This is a genomic window from Latilactobacillus curvatus JCM 1096 = DSM 20019 (assembly GCF_004101845.1).
In the GTDB taxonomy this organism is placed as follows: domain Bacteria; phylum Bacillota; class Bacilli; order Lactobacillales; family Lactobacillaceae; genus Latilactobacillus; species Latilactobacillus curvatus.
Map to the genome: position 1 here is coordinate 48,174 of NZ_CP026116.1, position 16,155 is coordinate 64,328.

Here is a 16,155-nt window from a genome sequence, read left to right on the forward strand (position 1 = left end):
AAATAAAAAACACATTCGAACCCAAAGAATGGGAGAATGTGTTTGATGATAGTGGGCCTTTTGTAAGTTAAACGGGTTCTAATCCGCAGGAGCTGGCACACGCTCTATTTAATGTACCGCTTGCGCCAGAAGCGATAGACTAGCACACCAGAAATGATCAGAGAAATGAATAAAGTAATCAACCAACTTGTTTTAGAGTGAGACAGTGGAAGGTCCACGTTCATCCCGTAAAAACTAAATACTAATCCAGGGATGGTGAGAATAATTGAATAAGATGCCAAGAACTTCATAACACTATTCATGTTATTATTAATAATTGACGAGTAAGTATCGGCTGTTTCGTTAATAATTGTGTTGGAAATTTCTGCCATTTCGATGGCTTGTTGATTTTCAATCTGAATATCATCAAGCAATTCAATTTCATCTTCATTAAGATCTAACATATTGGTCCGCATTAAACTAGCGAGTACCATTTTATCGGTCTTTAAGGACATCATGAAATAAACTAAGCCGCGTTGAATGGTCATCAGATCGAAGAGTTCTTCATTCTGTAGGGAACTCTGCAAGCGAGTTTCGATTTGTTCACGAGAGCGGTTGATGTCCCGCAAATATTGGAGATAGATGGATGAAATGCGGAAGAGAATCTGGAGGACACTTCTACGGTGATTTTGTGGATTGAAACCTTTAATTTGGCCATCAACAAAGCTCTGTAAAAAGGTGACTGGCGTTTTGTTGATGGTTAAGACGGTCGAATCTGTTACAATAATTCCTAAGGGACTTGTTTTATAGAGGTATTTATCTGGTTTTTGCGGGTCTTTTTCAAGAATTGGTATGTTGAAAATAATCAGGGTCGCATTATAATCAGGATCGTGCTCAGCACGCGCACTTTCATCAGCATCTAAACTATAGTAGATAAAATCAGATGGGATGTGGAGCTTCTTAGTGAGAAGCTCAATTTCTTCAGTCGAGGGATCAGTTACGTTAATCCAACTGTTGGACTGGATTTTAGCATGTTTGGTGAGCTTTTTCTTAGCACTGTCGAAGCGATAGGTTTCGAGCATGGTGTCACTTCCTTCATCAATAACTTACTGTTAAGTCTACCGGATATTTTAAGAATGTAAAGTGCGGTATAAAAGAAGTGCGTTCAAACCGGGTATCCTTTGAGGATTAGCCTAATTAGACGAATAAGCGGCGTAGCCGATTGTTTGGCTAATGTAGCTAACCGGAACGGGATGCTTTTGAAAGCACGTTAAATCAAGGAGAATCAGAAATTTGAAAAAAATTGAGCTAGCCAAGCAGTTTTTAACGACGAACTTGGCCGTATTACAATGTCCAATCTGTCAGGACGTATTTGCAAGTGTAGCCGAGCACCAATTACTTTGTGTCAATGGGCATAGTTTTGACCTCGCTAAAAATGGCACGTTATATTTTTTAGCAAAGCAAATGAAGTCTGAATATACCAAGGAAATGTTGCAACATCGCCGGGCTTTTTTACAAGCAGGGTTCTTTCAACCGTTCTTAAAAGAAATTGCATCACGGATTACCCCCGATAGTTTAGTCCTTGATGTCGGTTGTGGTGAAGGAACGCCAGTGCAACAGCTCAATGCGCAAGTTTCCGCGCGTTATATCGGGTTTGATATTTCTAAACCTGCGATTCAATTGGCAAGTGATTACAATGCCGATGCGTGGTTTTGTGCAGCAGACTTAGCGCGGATGCCATTTGCTGATCACCAGTTAGATACGGTGCTCAATATCTTTTCGCCTTCGCAATATCAAGAATTTAAACGTGTCTTGAAACCGGGCGGTCAACTAATTAAGGTGATTCCCAATGCGGGTTACTTACATGAGTTACGGGAGTTACTGTATCATGGTCAAGCTAAGGAAAGCTATGATCATGGTCCGGTCTTAGAATTGTTTGCGCAACATTTTCCAGATTATCAAGAAATGCAAGTTCAAAAAACAATGACGTTAACACCCGAGACATTGCGCGATTTGGTCGAAATGACGCCATTGACGTGGACGGCTTCTAAGGCACAATTAGCGGCAATCACGTTAGAAGCGCTACCTGAAATTTCATTAGATGTCACGATTTTAGTGGGAAAATGATGAGAATTTAAAGAAAGTTTAAAAATCTGATTGCAACTCTAAAATAAGGGCGCTATAATGTTTTTAAGGAATTTTTTCCCTAACTTTTATCAGAACTTATTTTGATAAAAGCTAGTGATGAAATGACACTAACGTAGTTTCTCGCCGTGAATAACCGAGGGACTACGTTTTTTTATTTGCAAAGCAAGGTAGAGCTTTTGTGAATTCTATTGTATAATTAATCTACTGAATCTTTTTTAAGGAAGTTTAGACCGTGACTAATCATATTGTATTATACGAACCACTGATTCCTGCCAATACCGGTAATATTGCGCGGACATGTGCAGGAACAGATACTGTTTTAGATTTAATCGAACCATTAGGCTTTGAAACCGATGATAAACATTTAAAACGGGCTGGTCTTGATTACTGGGACCAAGTTAAGATTAATTATCACAAGAACTTGGATGCCTTTTTAGCAACTGTGCCCGATCGTCAATATTTATACTTGATTACGAAGTTTGCTAAGCAAGCTTATTCTGATCAAGATGTGTCGGATACAAGTGTTGATCATTATTTTATGTTTGGTAAGGAAACGACCGGATTACCTGAAACTTTCATGCGTGAAAATGAAGATCGGTGTTTACGAATCCCAATGTCCGACCATATTCGAGCATTAAACCTCTCGAACTGTGCGGCATTAGTGATCTTTGAGGCATTGCGCCAACAAGATTTTCCAGGACTCGAAAAGAGTCATTTGTACGACAATGATAAATTAAAATAGGGAGTGTTTTTGATGCAAACGAAGAAAGATCCAATTACTGTTGATGCTTTTCATTATGACCGTGTTTCACCTGATGTAGAACCACAACAAAATATCCAAGTCAGCTTAGTCACCATCAGCGAAGAAGATCCATATTTACAAGAAGCTGATTTGAGCGCGGGGAATATTTACCAAATTGTGACGCCTTTCCAAGTTGCACCAGAAAAGAGTGGCTTTGCAGTGTCAGGTCAAATTTCACAAGTGGTTCAACTCTTAGATTTCTTTAGTGAACCAAATGAAATTGATCAAAAAGACATGATAAAGCTTTCACGACCATTGATTGAATACATCGAAACATTGACGTATCAAGTGACGGCGGTTGCTTTAAATCGGGGCGTTCAACTCCAATTTACAGCGCAAGCCAACGAAGACTAATCAGCGAAAGGTTGCGGCAATTTTGCCGTGGCCTTTTTTAGTACCGTGATTAAAAACGGTACGGGACTGACATTTAAGGGTTTAGTAGTACAGATGTTCGTGTATAATGGATAGTAGGATTTAAGGTTGAAGGAGATTTTCATGGCCACTAAAAGTAAAAAAAGAAAACCAGCAGCACGCAAAAAGAAAAAACAACAAACTGATTTCACAGTTAACATCATCGGGTTTATTTTTATTTTAATTAGTTTATTTGCGGGTTTAAAGCTGGGCTTTATCGGCGCGCTTTGCGCTAACGTATTCCGTCTGTTTGTTGGCGATACGTTCATTATTAGTGCTATTTTATTCGCCCTTTTGGGGGTCTATTTGTTGATTTATGGCAAGCAGCCCTCCTTATGGCACCAAAAGACGCTTGGATTTGCAATCGCGTATCTCGGGATTTTAATTTGGTTGTCAGCATTCGTCTTGCACCATCAAGCGGTCAATAACCATTTCTTGGCCGCCACATGGCAGCTTTTATTGGAAGACTTCCAGAAGATGGCCGTTACGACGGAAGTTGGTGGGGGCTTAATTGGCGCCGCGTTGTATGGTGTTTTTCACTTCTTGTTCGCGCAGATGGGGACTTATCTGATAGCCGTCTTGATTGTGATTATCGGCGTTTTTGTTTTCTTAGATATTCCATTCAGCGTCGTTGTTCAGAGTACACAACGGTTTGTGCATGGGCTCTTTAAAGTTGGCAGCTACACGAAATCAGGGTTCCAAAAGGTCTCTGAAAAAGGTAAAGCGCAAGTCAGTGCTTTAAAAGAACAGACGCAAAAAGCTGTTCAAAATGCAACTGAACAAGCAGAAGAGACGTCAGAGACTAAAGAGCAAATGGTCGCAACGGATGGTCCAGAAAATGCACCGAAGCAAAAATTGGAACCTTTTAAAATAAACGGTCCCAAGGATCTACCAAAACCAATTGCGACGCAAGCAGAACCAACTGCACCCGAACCGGTGGCTGACGAAGATGAGCATGTTCCAGATGTGGCAGAACTCGCACCACTGAACGAGACGGATGATGATTACGAATTGCCAACACCAGCATTATTAACGCAAATTCCGGCGTCTGATCAGAGTGCGGAATATAAAGCTATCGAGAAAAATCAACAGGTCTTGAAACAAACATTTGATTCGTTTGGTGTTGATGTGACGGTTAAGAGTGCTAGTCTGGGACCAGCCGTAACGAAGTACGAGATTCAACCGGCAGTTGGGGTGAAGGTCTCTAAAATTGTTAACTTAGCGGATGATTTGGCGCTTGCATTAGCGGCGAAGGATATTCGGATTGAAGCACCAATTCCAGGTAAACCGTATGTCGGGATTGAAGTGCCGAACACGACCGTTTCGACCGTTTCCTTTAGAGAAATGATTGAACAAGAACCCCCACATCCAGGCAAACCACTCGCTGTGCCGTTAGGTAAAGATATTTCGGGTAAGGTCATCATGTCGGATTTAGCCAAGATGCCGCATTTATTAATCGCCGGTTCAACCGGGAGTGGGAAGTCCGTTGCAATTAACGGGATTATCACAAGTATTTTAATGAGTGCCAAACCACACGAAGTTAAATTGATGTTAATCGATCCGAAGATGGTCGAATTAAACGTCTATAATGGCGTGCCCCATCTATTGATTCCTGTCGTGACGAATGCCAAAAAGGCTGCGAACGCCTTGAACAAGGTTGTAAAAGAAATGGAACGACGTTATCAATTATTTGCCGATACAGGTCAGCGGAACATGATTGAATATAATCAGTATATTCAAGGCCACAACGAAGACGGCGAAATTAAAGGTGCACCACTGCCTTATATCGTTGTCATCGTGGACGAATTATCTGATTTGATGATGGTTGCCAGCAACGAAGTCGAAAGTGCGATTATTCGTTTGGCACAAATGGCTCGGGCGGCGGGGATTCACATGATTGTCGCTACCCAACGCCCATCTGTCGATGTTATTACTGGGTTGATTAAGGCCAATATTCCATCGCGGATCGCGTTTGCTGTATCCAGTGGGATTGATTCACGGACCATCTTAGATGGCAGTGGCGCGGAAAAACTGCTTGGCCGTGGTGATATGCTTTACATGCCAATCGGGATGAGCAAACCATTACGGGTGCAAGGCGCCTTCATTTCGAGTCAGGATGTCGAAAGTATCGTGTCGTTTATTAAAGCACAACAAACGGCTGAATACGACGAAGAAATGATTCCAACCACTGAGCAGGAAAAGCAATCAACTGAAGAACCAGAAGATGAATATTACCAAGAGGCAGTCGAATTGGTCGTTAAACAGCAAACCGCTAGCGTATCAATGCTCCAACGCCGTTTTAGAGTCGGCTATAACCGGGCTGCACGCTTGGTTGATGAGATGGAAAGCCGTGGTGTGATTGGACCATCAGAAGGTAGTAAGCCACGCAAGGTGTTATTACAAAACGTACCAGAAGAACCAACAGAACAATAGCGTGTGACATAAGTCAAATATCGCCTAAAATGGCGAATAAGCGCGTCAGCGATTGATTGACATTCAGGATTAACTGAAAGGCGCTGGTTGATGGAACTCGGTTAAACTATTAAATGAAAAAGGCCGCGACAAAAAATACTTTTGTCGCGGCCTTTTTTGAGTTCACCTTCTTTTTTTGGTATGATAGAATCCGTGCTATGAAAAAGGATAAGTTGAAAAGAGCCATTTTAACTGTTGAAACAGTGAGGAGTAATATAACGTGAATCAGAAAATAACGGATGGCGTCTACCTGAATATTTTACAAACTAACCAATTTAAAACAATTAGATTAACCGTTCAATTAATTGCGCCCGTCACAGCTGATGGGATGACCCGACGCTCATTATTAGCGAGCGTTCTAGGTGCTAGTAGCCAAGCCTATCGTGACCAAGTCGCAATTGCGAATGAATTACAAGCCATGTATGGTGCCGGCTTTAATATGAATGCCTATCGACAAGGAAACTTGGCGATTTTTAGCATCTCAATGCGAATTGTGAGCCCCCAATATCTACGGGATACAATCGACTTGCAAGAGCAAGCGATTGCGTTTATCGGGCAATTATTATTGCATCCAGATGTGGTTGATGGCCAGTTCAATCCGGTCATTTTTAACCGTGAAAAAGAGAACTTAGTGCGTTACATCGAAAGTGTTGCCGATGATAAGCAATCATACGCGGCGGTTGAATTACGCAAACTCTATTTTAAAGATGCGACGCAACAAATTCCCAATTATGGGGATGCAGCTGATTTAGCAACCATCACACCGGATGAACTATATGCGTATTATCAATCGATGATTGCAAACGATCGGGTCCAAATGACGTTTGTCGGTAATATCGACGAAGCCAAAACGGTCGCGGATTTGGCACAATTGCCATTTGCACCGCGTAATGTTGAACTGCCAACGATTTTTTATCAACAATCATTATATCCACAAGTGCAAACTAAAACAGAAGTACAAACGGTGCAACAAGGCAAGTTAAACATGGCCTATCAAATGCCAGCTTATTTCTATCAAGCTGATTATTATGCCACAATGGTGATGAACGCCTTATTCGGTGGCACACCGCTGTCGTTACTTTTTACCAATGTGCGTGAAAAAGCGAGTCTAGCCTACTATGCCTCAAGTGCAATCGATGCTTTTCGGGGTGTCATTACGGTACAGACTGGGATTGAAAGTCGCCAAAAAGATCGCGTCTTAGAGATTATCGAAGCCCAACGTCAACGGATTATCGCGGGTGACTTTGAACAGGCGGTCTTTGAACAAACTAAGTTGGCCTTGATTAATCAATTTAAATCGAGTCTCGATAGTGCGGCCTATTTGGGGCAACAACAATTTAATCGTTTGTTTGTGCCTGAAACTGAAATTGATGCAGAGCGATTTACACAGGCCATCTTGGCGGTTTCTAAACAAGCGGTTCAAGAACAAGCCGCAAAGATGCAATTGCAAGCCATTTACTTCCTGAAAGGGGTCGATACAGATGAAGCTTAGACAAAATCCCCGCTTAGGTGAAACCCTCTATGAAACTGAATTAGAGAATGGCTTGACCGTTAAAATATACCCTAAGAGCGGTTATCATAAGACATATGCAATCTTAACGACGAATTATGGTTCAATCGATAAGACGTTTATCCCAGCTGGGGAAACGGATTATGTGACAGTGCCAGACGGGATTGCGCATTTTCTGGAACATAAATTATTTGAGAAAAAAGATTACGATGCGTTTGAAAAGTTTGGTCGCTACGGGGCAAGCTCAAATGCGTTTACGAGTTTTACGCGAACGAGTTATTTATTTTCAACAACCAGTCACTTGCAAGAAAATTTGGATATTCTACTTGATTTTGTGCAGGAACCTTATTTTTCAACTGAGACGGTCGAAAAAGAAAAGGGCATCATTGGCCAAGAAATCCAGATGTATAATGATGAACCGGATTGGCGCTTATTCTATACAGTGATTGGCAATCTCTATCCGAGTCATCCAGTGCGGACGGACATTGCTGGGACGGTGGATAGTATTGCGCAAATTACACCAGAAGCGCTCTATCAAGCACATGCAACGTTCTATCAGCCTAGTAATATGAACCTCTTTATCGTTGGGCAAATTGATGATCCGGATGAAGTGGTTGATTGGTTGAACGCCAATCAAGCGGCAAAAACATTTGCCCAACCAACAGAAATTGTACGTTCATTGCCTGAAGAAGCTGAAGATGGTCATGATATCATTCCGTATCGGTCACTTGAAATGCCAATTGCGCGTAGCAAGAGCATGGTCGGGATTAAAGGTTTAACGGATTACGGAACAGGTGAGTTAGCACTTGAAACAAAGTTGAAGATGAACTTGTTACTTGAATTGCTATTTGGTGATTCATCAACGCAAGTGCAAAAGTTGTACGATGATGGCACACTTGATGATAGTTTTGGTTACGAATTTGCCATTCAACGGTCATTTAATTTTGTGACCCTTGGTGGCGATGCGGACAATGCCCAAGAATTATCGGATGCGATTATTAATATCTTAGAACATGCCACGGAAAGTCCTGACTTTTCAGAGGATAACTTGGCGTTGGTTAAAAGAGCCGCAATTGGTGAATACTTGCAAGCGTTCAATTCGCTAGAAGCCATTGCGAACCAATATAGTGATGAATTCTTTACCGAAATCAGTCCATTTGATGTCTTAGGTTTGATCGAACAAGTGACTTTAGCGGACTTGCAACAGATGGCAACCGATTATTTCAAAATTGAAACGATGACAGTCTGCCACATCTTACCGGAGGGAGCAAACCATGCCTAAATCAGCCTTAATTATCGGTGCATCCGGTGATATTGGGATGACGGTTGCGACTGAAATGGCGGCGGACGGTTGGTCGCTTTATTTACACTATCATCAAAATCAGACGCGGGTTACGACGCTGCAAAAGCAATTGTTGCAAGACTACCCAAAACAGGATTTTTTTGCGCTTCAAGCTGATTTAACCCAAGAGGACGCTGTTGGAAAATTGACAGGCCAGCTTTTTCAAGTCGATGCGGTCATTTATACAGCAGGTGCGACGACGTATGGCTTATTGCCAGAGGTCAGTGCAACGGCACTCGATCACTTATGGCAGGTGCACGTTAAAGCACCAATGCTATTGATGCAGCAGCTGCAAGCGAAACTAGCGCAAAGTCCATTAGGACGCGTCGTTTTAATTGGTTCAATCTATGGTGGCCGGGGCAGTGCAATGGAAGTGCCATATAGTACAGTTAAAGGCGCACAATCCGCCTTTGTGAACGCCTATGCACAGGAAGTGGCATCGCTTGGAATCACAATTAATGTGGTTGCACCAGGCGCAGTTGATACGAAAATGAACAATCAGTTCACAACAGCAGAACGGGCTGCTGTTGTAGCGGAGATCCCGGCCGGTGCTTTTGCAACCCCAGCACAGATTGCCTATTGGGTATTGAGTTTAATGGCACCTGCAGCCGATTATATGACGGGACAGACATTGTACGTTAATGGTGGTTGGTTAAAATAAAGAAATCTTAATAATGCACATACGTACCAATATGCTATAATTATGGATAATGATACTGGGATAATAGTGGGTGGAATTGATTATGAATGAAATTGGTCAAAAATTACGTGAAGCACGAATTGAAAAGGGCTACACACTCGATGATTTACAACAAATCACAAAAATCCAAAAACGATATTTAATCGCCATTGAAGAGGGCAATTTTGATGCCTTGCCTGGCAGTTTTTACGTGCGGGCATTTATCAAGCAATACGCCCAAACAGTGGGCTTAGATAATGATGCATTGTTGGCAGAATACCAAGATGCTGTACCAGATACGAAACCAGAAGAATATGTTGAAAAATCCGTTGAAAATCAAACCCGATTGACGCGCGAAACAACAGATTCTAAATGGTCGAAATGGCGCAACCTTGTCCCACAAATTACGATTGTGGCAATTGTGGTCATCATTATTGGGGTGGTCTATGGGATTGCGCTCAGCAACCGTGGTAAAGACCGCGAAACGTTAAACGAAACAAGCTCATCGGTTACGGTTTCTGGGGATAAACCAGATCCTAAGAAGGATAGCAGTAGTGAAGACAAGTCTGCTGAAAGCAGTAAGAAAGCCGCTTCTGAAAGTAAGGCACAAGAAGCTAGCAAGAAAGCTGCTGAAGATAAGGCTAAGAAGCAAGAATTAACGGCGAAGATGACCAGCATTAATGGGTCACAACAAGCTTTTGAAATTAAGAACTTGCCAGCTAAAGCCAACCAAATTACGTTCTCAGCTGATAAATCAGCTGCTTGGGTCAGCTTAACGGCCAATGGCCAACAAATTTGGCAAGGTTCTGTCGCAGTTGGTGCCGAACAAACTGCTGAATTACCTGAAGGCGTTACGCAATTTAGTATTCAAACTGGGAATGCACCTGCAACGAAGATGAAGATTAATGGCACCGATATTAACCTTAGTCCAAATAACGAAGCAACGTTTGTGCGGACGATTAATTTCACAGCAACATTGGCTAAATAAAGGACATTAAGGAGTCTTCAACATGAATTTACCAAATAAATTAACGATGTTTCGGATTATTTTGATTCCGATTTTTACTTTGATTTTAGTATTGGATGTGCCTGCGACAGCCATTATGGTCGCTGGGACAAGTATTCCAGTCAGTGCGATTATTGCAACAGTGATTTTCATTGTAGCCTCTTTGACGGACTTACTAGACGGCAAGATTGCCCGATCACAACATTTGGTGACCAACTTCGGTAAGTTTGCTGATCCATTGGCTGATAAATTATTAGTGATGACAGCATTTATCTTCTTAGTGGCGCTAGATCAAGCGCCAGCATGGGTGGTTGCGATTATTATTTGGCGTGAATTAGCCGTTACTGGCCTACGTTTATTATTAAGCGAAGGTGGCGAAGTGATGGCCGCAGCTATGCCAGGTAAGATTAAGACGACGACGCAGATGTTAGCGATTATTCTATTGCTACTCAACAACGTCTTCTTTAACAATATCGGCATTCCAATGGCACAGATCATGTTATACGTTTGCTTGTTCTTTACAGTTTATTCGGGTACCGATTATTTCATCAAGAACAGAGGCGTCTTTAAAGACTCATTTTCTAAATAAACTTAAACTGGCGGGGAATCCCACGCCAGTTTTTTTAACCCAAAAAGCACGAAAAAAACGCGGTGATTCGGGTATAGTAGAGTAGCTTAAAAAATATATAGAACGTTTGTTCGATTTTTACTTGCTTTTATTTCGTGAAATCGGTAAACTAAGAGAGTACTGAAAAGGACTCTTTTGAGGAGGGCACTTAATTGGCTAAAGATGAAAGACAAGCAGCCTTAGATGCTGCATTAAAGAAAATTGAAAAGAATTTTGGTAAGGGCTCAATCATGCGAATGGGTGAAAAGGTTGATACACAAGTCTCAACTGTTTCATCTGGTTCCCTTGCATTGGATGAAGCGCTCGGTGTAGGTGGGTATCCACGTGGCCGAATCGTTGAAATTTATGGTCCTGAAAGTTCAGGTAAAACAACCGTTGCCTTACATGCTGTTGCCGAAGTGCAAAAGCAAGGTGGGACTGCTGCTTATATCGATGCTGAAAATGCAATGGATCCTAAGTATGCAACTGCCCTCGGGGTTAATATTGACGATTTACTCTTGTCACAACCAGATACTGGGGAACAAGGCTTAGAAATCGCCGATGCCTTAGTTTCAAGTGGGGCTGTTGATATTTTAGTTGTCGATTCAGTCGCAGCCTTAGTGCCTCGTGCTGAAATCGAAGGCGAAATGGGTGACGCGCATGTTGGGTTACAAGCCCGCTTGATGTCACAAGCCTTACGGAAATTATCAGGAACAATCAATAAAACAAAGACGATTGCGTTATTCATTAACCAAATCCGTGAAAAAGTCGGCGTGATGTTCGGGAACCCCGAAGTCACACCTGGTGGTCGCGCATTGAAATTCTATTCAACCGTTCGGCTTGAAGTCCGGCGTGCTGAAACCATCAAGAATGGGACCGATATGATCGGGAACCGTGCGCGGATTAAAGTGGTTAAGAATAAGGTGGCACCACCATTTAAAGTGGCTGAAGTCGACATTATGTATGGTCAAGGGATCTCACAAACGGGTGAACTGGTCGACATGGCGGTCGAAAAGGACATTATTAATAAGAGTGGGTCATGGTATTCCTATGGGGATGAACGCATTGGTCAAGGACGTGAGAACGCGAAGAATTACTTGGCTGATCATCCAGAAGTTCAAGATGAAGTCCGGCTTAAAGTTCGGGAAGCATATGGTATTTCGGATGTCCCAGTAGATGAAAGCGATGAAACACAACTCGACGTCTTTACGGATGACGATTCAAACGAATAAGAATCATTAAGCTGAGGCAAAAGTTATTTTGCTTCAGCTTTTTTGATTGCTTAACCGAATTATTCTGATGGTCGATTTGATTGACTGAACTCGAAAACGGTTGCAATGCCGATAGTTTAAGTTGACAGGCGGTTTATGAAACTATAAAATAACTATGTGTTGAAAAACTAAACATAATAACATCTTTAAAAATTTGCAGTGAAAGTTGCAATTCAAAATTTTTGATGATGCGGAGGTGAAACAATGAACTTAGCTTTTCCATTAATCCTCGCAGTCATCATGTTAATCGTTGGTTTACTAGTTGGTTCCGTTCTACAAAAGAAGGCGCACGAACGTGAAATTGATGGTGCAAATAAGACTGCCACAGGAATAATCGCAGCAGCTGAAAAAGAAGCCGCAACGCGGAAGAAAGAAATTCTTTTGGAAGCAAGGGATGAAAATCACCGCTATCGTTCTGAGATTGAAAATGAATTGAAAGATCGACGCAGTGAGGTACAAAAGCAAGAAAACCGTTTGATTCAACGGGAAGAAACAATGGATCGCAAAGATGCAACGTTGGATAAAAAAGAACGTTCATTGGAGCAACGTGAAAATCGTTTAACGAATCAAGCACAAGAGCTAACTGAAAAGCAGGCAGAAGCTGCCACTTTAGTTGAGCAACAAAAAGCGAAGTTGCAAGAAATTGCCGAATTATCGCATGATGAAGCGCAAAAAATCATTTTGGATGAAACGAAACAAGACCTTGAACATGAACGGGCTGTTTTAATCAAAGAAAGTGAAGAAACAGCTAAAGAACAAGCTGATCGGACTGCGCGCACATTAGTCGCTGAAGCTATTCAACGCAGTGCAGCAGATATGGTTGCTGAAACAACAGTAACTGTTGTGACGTTACCAAATGATGATATGAAGGGCCGGATTATTGGTCGTGAAGGTCGGAATATCCGGACATTAGAAACACTGACTGGGATTGACCTGATTATCGATGATACGCCAGAAGCAGTTGTGCTTAGTGGGTTTGATCCGATTCGTCGCGAAATTGCGCGCATGACATTAGAGAAGTTAATTCAAGATGGCCGGATTCATCCAGCTCGGATTGAAGAAATGGTTGATAAGTCACGCAAGGAAATGGACGAACAAATCAGACAAATCGGTGAACAAGCAATCTTTGATGTTGGTGCACACACAATGCATCCTGATTTAATCAAGATTCTTGGTCGATTACATTTCAGAACAAGTTACGGGCAAAACGTCTTGAATCATTCAATTGAAGTGGCCAAGTTAACGGGGATTTTAGCCGCTGAATTGGGTGAAGATGTGACACTCGCTAAACGAGCTGGCTTGTTACACGATATCGGTAAGGCCCTCGACCATGAAGTCGATGGCTCCCACGTTGAAATTGGGGTTGAACTAGCAACGCGTTATAAGGAACCGGCAACGGTGATTAACGCAATTGGTTCACACCATGGTGATACTGAAGCAACATCGATTATCTCAGTCTTAGTCGCAGCTGCTGACGCGATTTCAGCGGCTCGGCCGGGTGCACGTTCTGAATCACTTGAAAACTACATTCACCGTCTTGAAAAACTTGAAAGTATTACGAATAGTTTTAAAGGTGTTGATCATAGTTTTGCGATTCAAGCGGGTCGTGAAGTTCGGGTGATTGTTAAACCAGAACAAGTCACAGATGACCAAGCAACCGTCTTAGCACGTGATGTGAAGAATCAAATTGAGAACCAACTCGAGTATCCTGGCCACATTAAGGTGACTGTGATTCGCGAAACAAGAACGGTCGAATACGCGAAGTAATGCGGATTGGCCTAACATTGAAGCGGGGGACAAAACCAATTTTGTTCCCCGCTCTTTTTTTGGTTTTAATTAAAATTGTGGAGGACATTATCATGAAAGAAGGTGTGTTATTAGTTAATTTGGGGACCCCAGATAAACCAGAAGTCAAAGAAATTCGCCATTTTTTAAAACATTTCTTAGCTGATCAGCGGGTCGTTGCGATGCCCAAAGCGGTTTGGCTCCCCATTAAAAGTGTACATGCAACAGCAAGTTGCTCAATTACAAGCTGAATTACCCGATTATCAAGTTTTTGAGGCGATGTCATATAGTCAACCATTCTTAACCGATGTGCTTAGTGAGATTCAAACGGCGGGAATCGATGATTTGACGGTCGTGCCAATGTATCCGCAATATTCAACGACTACGACGATGTCGGCTTATGATGTAGTTGCGCAGTTTTATTTAAAACAATCAAACATGCCAACTTTGCATTTTGTGAAGGACTTTTATCAACGCTCAGGCTATATCGACTTGATGGCAACGGCGATTGAACAGAAGCTACAGACGCAAACCTATGACGAAATTATTTTGTCATACCATGGGATTCCAAAGTCGTACGTAACAAAAGGGGATCCGTACCAAGCACAGTGTGAAGCAACTACTGCGCTATTGCAGGCGCGCTTGCCTAAACAAACTTTTCGGACCACATACCAATCTAAGTTTGGACCGAATGAATGGCTAACACCGGCCACTAGCACTACGATGCAGTCATTAGCCCAAGAAGGCGTTAGAAAAATTTTGGTCCTAACCCCGGGCTTTGTTGCGGATTGTTTGGAAACTATCGAAGAGATTGATGTTGAAAATCGGGACTATTTTATGGATAATCAAGGCGAACAATTTGATTACATTCATCCCTTTAATGCTGATCCACGATTTACGGCCTTATTAGCCCAGATTGTGCGGGACAGATAATCAGGGTGCTTGGCTTTTGCTTAAGAAATCAAGTCATTGTTGTGTTTAACGGGTTTGATTTGTATAATAAAGAGAATGCAAGAGAAAGTAGGCAAGTTGAATGCAACCCATGTTTAAAATTATAGTTGGTCTATTTGCGACGATGCTCGTATCGGCCGCAATTACCCCATTAGTGCGTCGCCTCGCGTTTGTTTTAGGCGCAGTTGATAAACCAAATGCCCGCCGAGTGAATAAAAAGGCGATGCCGGCAATGGGTGGTCTGGCCATTTTTATCGCGTTTACGTTTGGGACCTTCGTATTATTACGCGGGCAATTCCAAACACACGAACTTTTCAGTATCTTCTTAGCAGAATGTATCATCATCATCACTGGGATGATCGATGATATTAAGGAATTGAATCCAAAGGAAAAGATGCTCGGTATTTTATTAGCAGCATTGGTCATTTATTTCTTAGCGGGCGTCCGCATGAATATTTTGACAATTCCATTTTTAGGCACCTTTGAACTAGGATGGTTAAGCTTCCCAATCACCATTTTTTGGATTCTGGCAATTACCAACGCCGTTAATCTGATTGATGGGTTGGATGGCTTAGCAACTGGCGTTTCGATTATCGCACTCTTCACAATGGGCGTCATCGCCTATTTCTTCTTATCAATCACCAATGTCAGCGTCTCAATCATGATTTTTTGTTTGGTCGCTGCATTAATCGGTTTCTTACCACATAACTTCCATCCAGCGAAGATTTTCTTGGGGGATACCGGGGCCTTATTCATTGGTTTTATGATTGCGGTCTTATCGCTCAAAGGTTTAAAAAACGTGACGTTCATTACGTTATTGATTCCAGTTATTATTCTCGGTGTACCAATTACGGATACAATTTACGCAATGTTGCGCCGAATTTTGAATAAAAAGCCCATTTCACAAGCAGATAAACATCATTTACACCATCGTTTGATGCAACTTGGTTTATCACATCGCCAAACGGTTCTCGTGATTTATGGACTGGCATTGGTCTTCTCGTTGATTTCATTGCTCTACCCACTATCGACACTCTGGGGAAGCTTGGCATTGACGGTAGCCGTCTTAATTGGCTTAGAATTATTTGTTGAATCAATTGGGTTACTTGGTGACAATCGCCGCCCATTATTGATGCTTTTAAAACGATTATTAAAACCGAAGAATGAAGAAAAGGATTAGCCATTGGCTAAT

13 protein-coding genes and 1 pseudogene are annotated in these 16,155 nt (G+C 42.1%); 13 read left to right on the top strand and 1 reads right to left on the bottom strand.

From position 1 onward, the window contains the following. Nucleotides 1-104 precede the first annotated feature (104 nt). Nucleotides 105-1,061 (bottom strand): magnesium transporter CorA family protein, encoded by a 957-nt coding sequence (locus LCU_RS00380; RefSeq protein ID WP_054644123.1) that lies wholly within the window; start codon nucleotides 1,059-1,061, stop codon nucleotides 105-107. A 211-nt stretch (nucleotides 1,062-1,272) separates the two neighbouring features. Between LCU_RS00380 and LCU_RS00385 the strand changes: the two genes are divergently transcribed. From LCU_RS00385 to LCU_RS00445, 13 genes and pseudogenes are all read left to right on the top strand, one after another. Next, nucleotides 1,273-2,106, top strand: coding sequence for a methyltransferase domain-containing protein (locus LCU_RS00385; RefSeq protein ID WP_056965972.1), 834 nt, complete (start codon nucleotides 1,273-1,275; stop codon nucleotides 2,104-2,106). Nucleotides 2,107-2,359: 253 nt separating this feature from the next. Continuing rightward, nucleotides 2,360-2,869 carry a tRNA (uridine(34)/cytosine(34)/5-carboxymethylaminomethyluridine(34)-2'-O)-methyltransferase TrmL gene (trmL, locus tag LCU_RS00390; RefSeq protein WP_054644125.1) on the top strand — a complete coding sequence of 170 codons (510 nt, stop codon included), beginning with the start codon at nucleotides 2,360-2,362 and terminating at the stop codon, nucleotides 2,867-2,869. Between the two features lie 12 nt (nucleotides 2,870-2,881). Then, on the top strand, nucleotides 2,882-3,283 hold the full coding sequence (locus LCU_RS00395; RefSeq protein WP_056965970.1) for a DUF1149 family protein: 402 nt from the start codon (nucleotides 2,882-2,884) through the stop codon (nucleotides 3,281-3,283). Between the two features lie 141 nt (nucleotides 3,284-3,424). Then, entirely contained in the window at nucleotides 3,425-5,773 is a 2,349-nt protein-coding gene (locus LCU_RS00400) for an FtsK/SpoIIIE family DNA translocase (RefSeq protein ID WP_056965968.1), read from the top strand. Nucleotides 5,774-6,032: 259 nt separating this feature from the next. Then, complete coding sequence (yfmF, locus tag LCU_RS00405) at nucleotides 6,033-7,304, top strand: EF-P 5-aminopentanol modification-associated protein YfmF (protein WP_004270245.1); 1,272 nt, start codon at nucleotides 6,033-6,035, stop codon at nucleotides 7,302-7,304. Then, nucleotides 7,294-8,604 (top strand): EF-P 5-aminopentanol modification-associated protein YfmH, encoded by a 1,311-nt coding sequence (gene yfmH / locus LCU_RS00410; protein WP_056965966.1) that lies wholly within the window; start codon nucleotides 7,294-7,296, stop codon nucleotides 8,602-8,604. Before yfmF ends, yfmH begins: the two co-directional genes overlap by 11 nt. Beyond that, the gene (ymfI, locus tag LCU_RS00415) at nucleotides 8,597-9,325 is read left to right on the top strand and encodes an elongation factor P 5-aminopentanone reductase (protein ID WP_004270241.1); all 729 of its coding nucleotides are present in this window, start codon (nucleotides 8,597-8,599) and stop codon (nucleotides 9,323-9,325) included. The genes yfmH and ymfI overlap by 8 nt, the downstream gene beginning before the upstream one ends. A gap of 82 nt (nucleotides 9,326-9,407) precedes the next feature. Then, nucleotides 9,408-10,331 (top strand): helix-turn-helix domain-containing protein, encoded by a 924-nt coding sequence (locus LCU_RS00420; protein ID WP_039099350.1) that lies wholly within the window; start codon nucleotides 9,408-9,410, stop codon nucleotides 10,329-10,331. A 22-nt stretch (nucleotides 10,332-10,353) separates the two neighbouring features. Further along, nucleotides 10,354-10,938 (top strand): CDP-diacylglycerol--glycerol-3-phosphate 3-phosphatidyltransferase, encoded by a 585-nt coding sequence (gene pgsA, locus LCU_RS00425; protein ID WP_004270254.1) that lies wholly within the window; start codon nucleotides 10,354-10,356, stop codon nucleotides 10,936-10,938. A gap of 191 nt (nucleotides 10,939-11,129) precedes the next feature. Further along, nucleotides 11,130-12,188 carry a recombinase RecA gene (gene recA, locus LCU_RS00430; RefSeq protein ID WP_004270239.1) on the top strand — a complete coding sequence of 353 codons (1,059 nt, stop codon included), beginning with the start codon at nucleotides 11,130-11,132 and terminating at the stop codon, nucleotides 12,186-12,188. A 243-nt stretch (nucleotides 12,189-12,431) separates the two neighbouring features. Continuing rightward, nucleotides 12,432-13,994 carry a ribonuclease Y gene (gene rny, locus LCU_RS00435; RefSeq protein WP_056965963.1) on the top strand — a complete coding sequence of 521 codons (1,563 nt, stop codon included), beginning with the start codon at nucleotides 12,432-12,434 and terminating at the stop codon, nucleotides 13,992-13,994. A gap of 92 nt (nucleotides 13,995-14,086) precedes the next feature. After that, nucleotides 14,087-14,945, top strand: a pseudogene (hemH, locus tag LCU_RS00440) (ferrochelatase). A 109-nt stretch (nucleotides 14,946-15,054) separates the two neighbouring features. Then, nucleotides 15,055-16,143: a glycosyltransferase family 4 protein gene (locus LCU_RS00445; RefSeq protein WP_004270225.1), complete on the top strand. Its 1,089-nt coding sequence runs from the start codon at nucleotides 15,055-15,057 to the stop codon at nucleotides 16,141-16,143. Nucleotides 16,144-16,155 lie beyond the last annotated feature (12 nt).

Excerpts from the sequence above, each read along its gene's own strand:
- LCU_RS00380 (WP_054644123.1), bottom strand. The coding sequence starts at position 1,061 with ATGCTCGAAACCTATCGCTTCGACAGTGCTAAGAAAAAGCTCACCAAA.
- LCU_RS00395 (WP_056965970.1), top strand. The coding sequence starts at position 2,882 with ATGCAAACGAAGAAAGATCCAATTACTGTTGATGCTTTTCATTATGAC.
- LCU_RS00400 (WP_056965968.1), top strand. The coding sequence starts at position 3,425 with ATGGCCACTAAAAGTAAAAAAAGAAAACCAGCAGCACGCAAAAAGAAA.
- yfmH (WP_056965966.1), top strand. The coding sequence starts at position 7,294 with ATGAAGCTTAGACAAAATCCCCGCTTAGGTGAAACCCTCTATGAAACT.
- ymfI (WP_004270241.1), top strand. The coding sequence starts at position 8,597 with ATGCCTAAATCAGCCTTAATTATCGGTGCATCCGGTGATATTGGGATG.
- LCU_RS00420 (WP_039099350.1), top strand. The coding sequence starts at position 9,408 with ATGAATGAAATTGGTCAAAAATTACGTGAAGCACGAATTGAAAAGGGC.
- pgsA (WP_004270254.1), top strand. The coding sequence starts at position 10,354 with ATGAATTTACCAAATAAATTAACGATGTTTCGGATTATTTTGATTCCG.
- rny (WP_056965963.1), top strand. The coding sequence starts at position 12,432 with ATGAACTTAGCTTTTCCATTAATCCTCGCAGTCATCATGTTAATCGTT.
- LCU_RS00445 (WP_004270225.1), top strand. The coding sequence starts at position 15,055 with ATGTTTAAAATTATAGTTGGTCTATTTGCGACGATGCTCGTATCGGCC.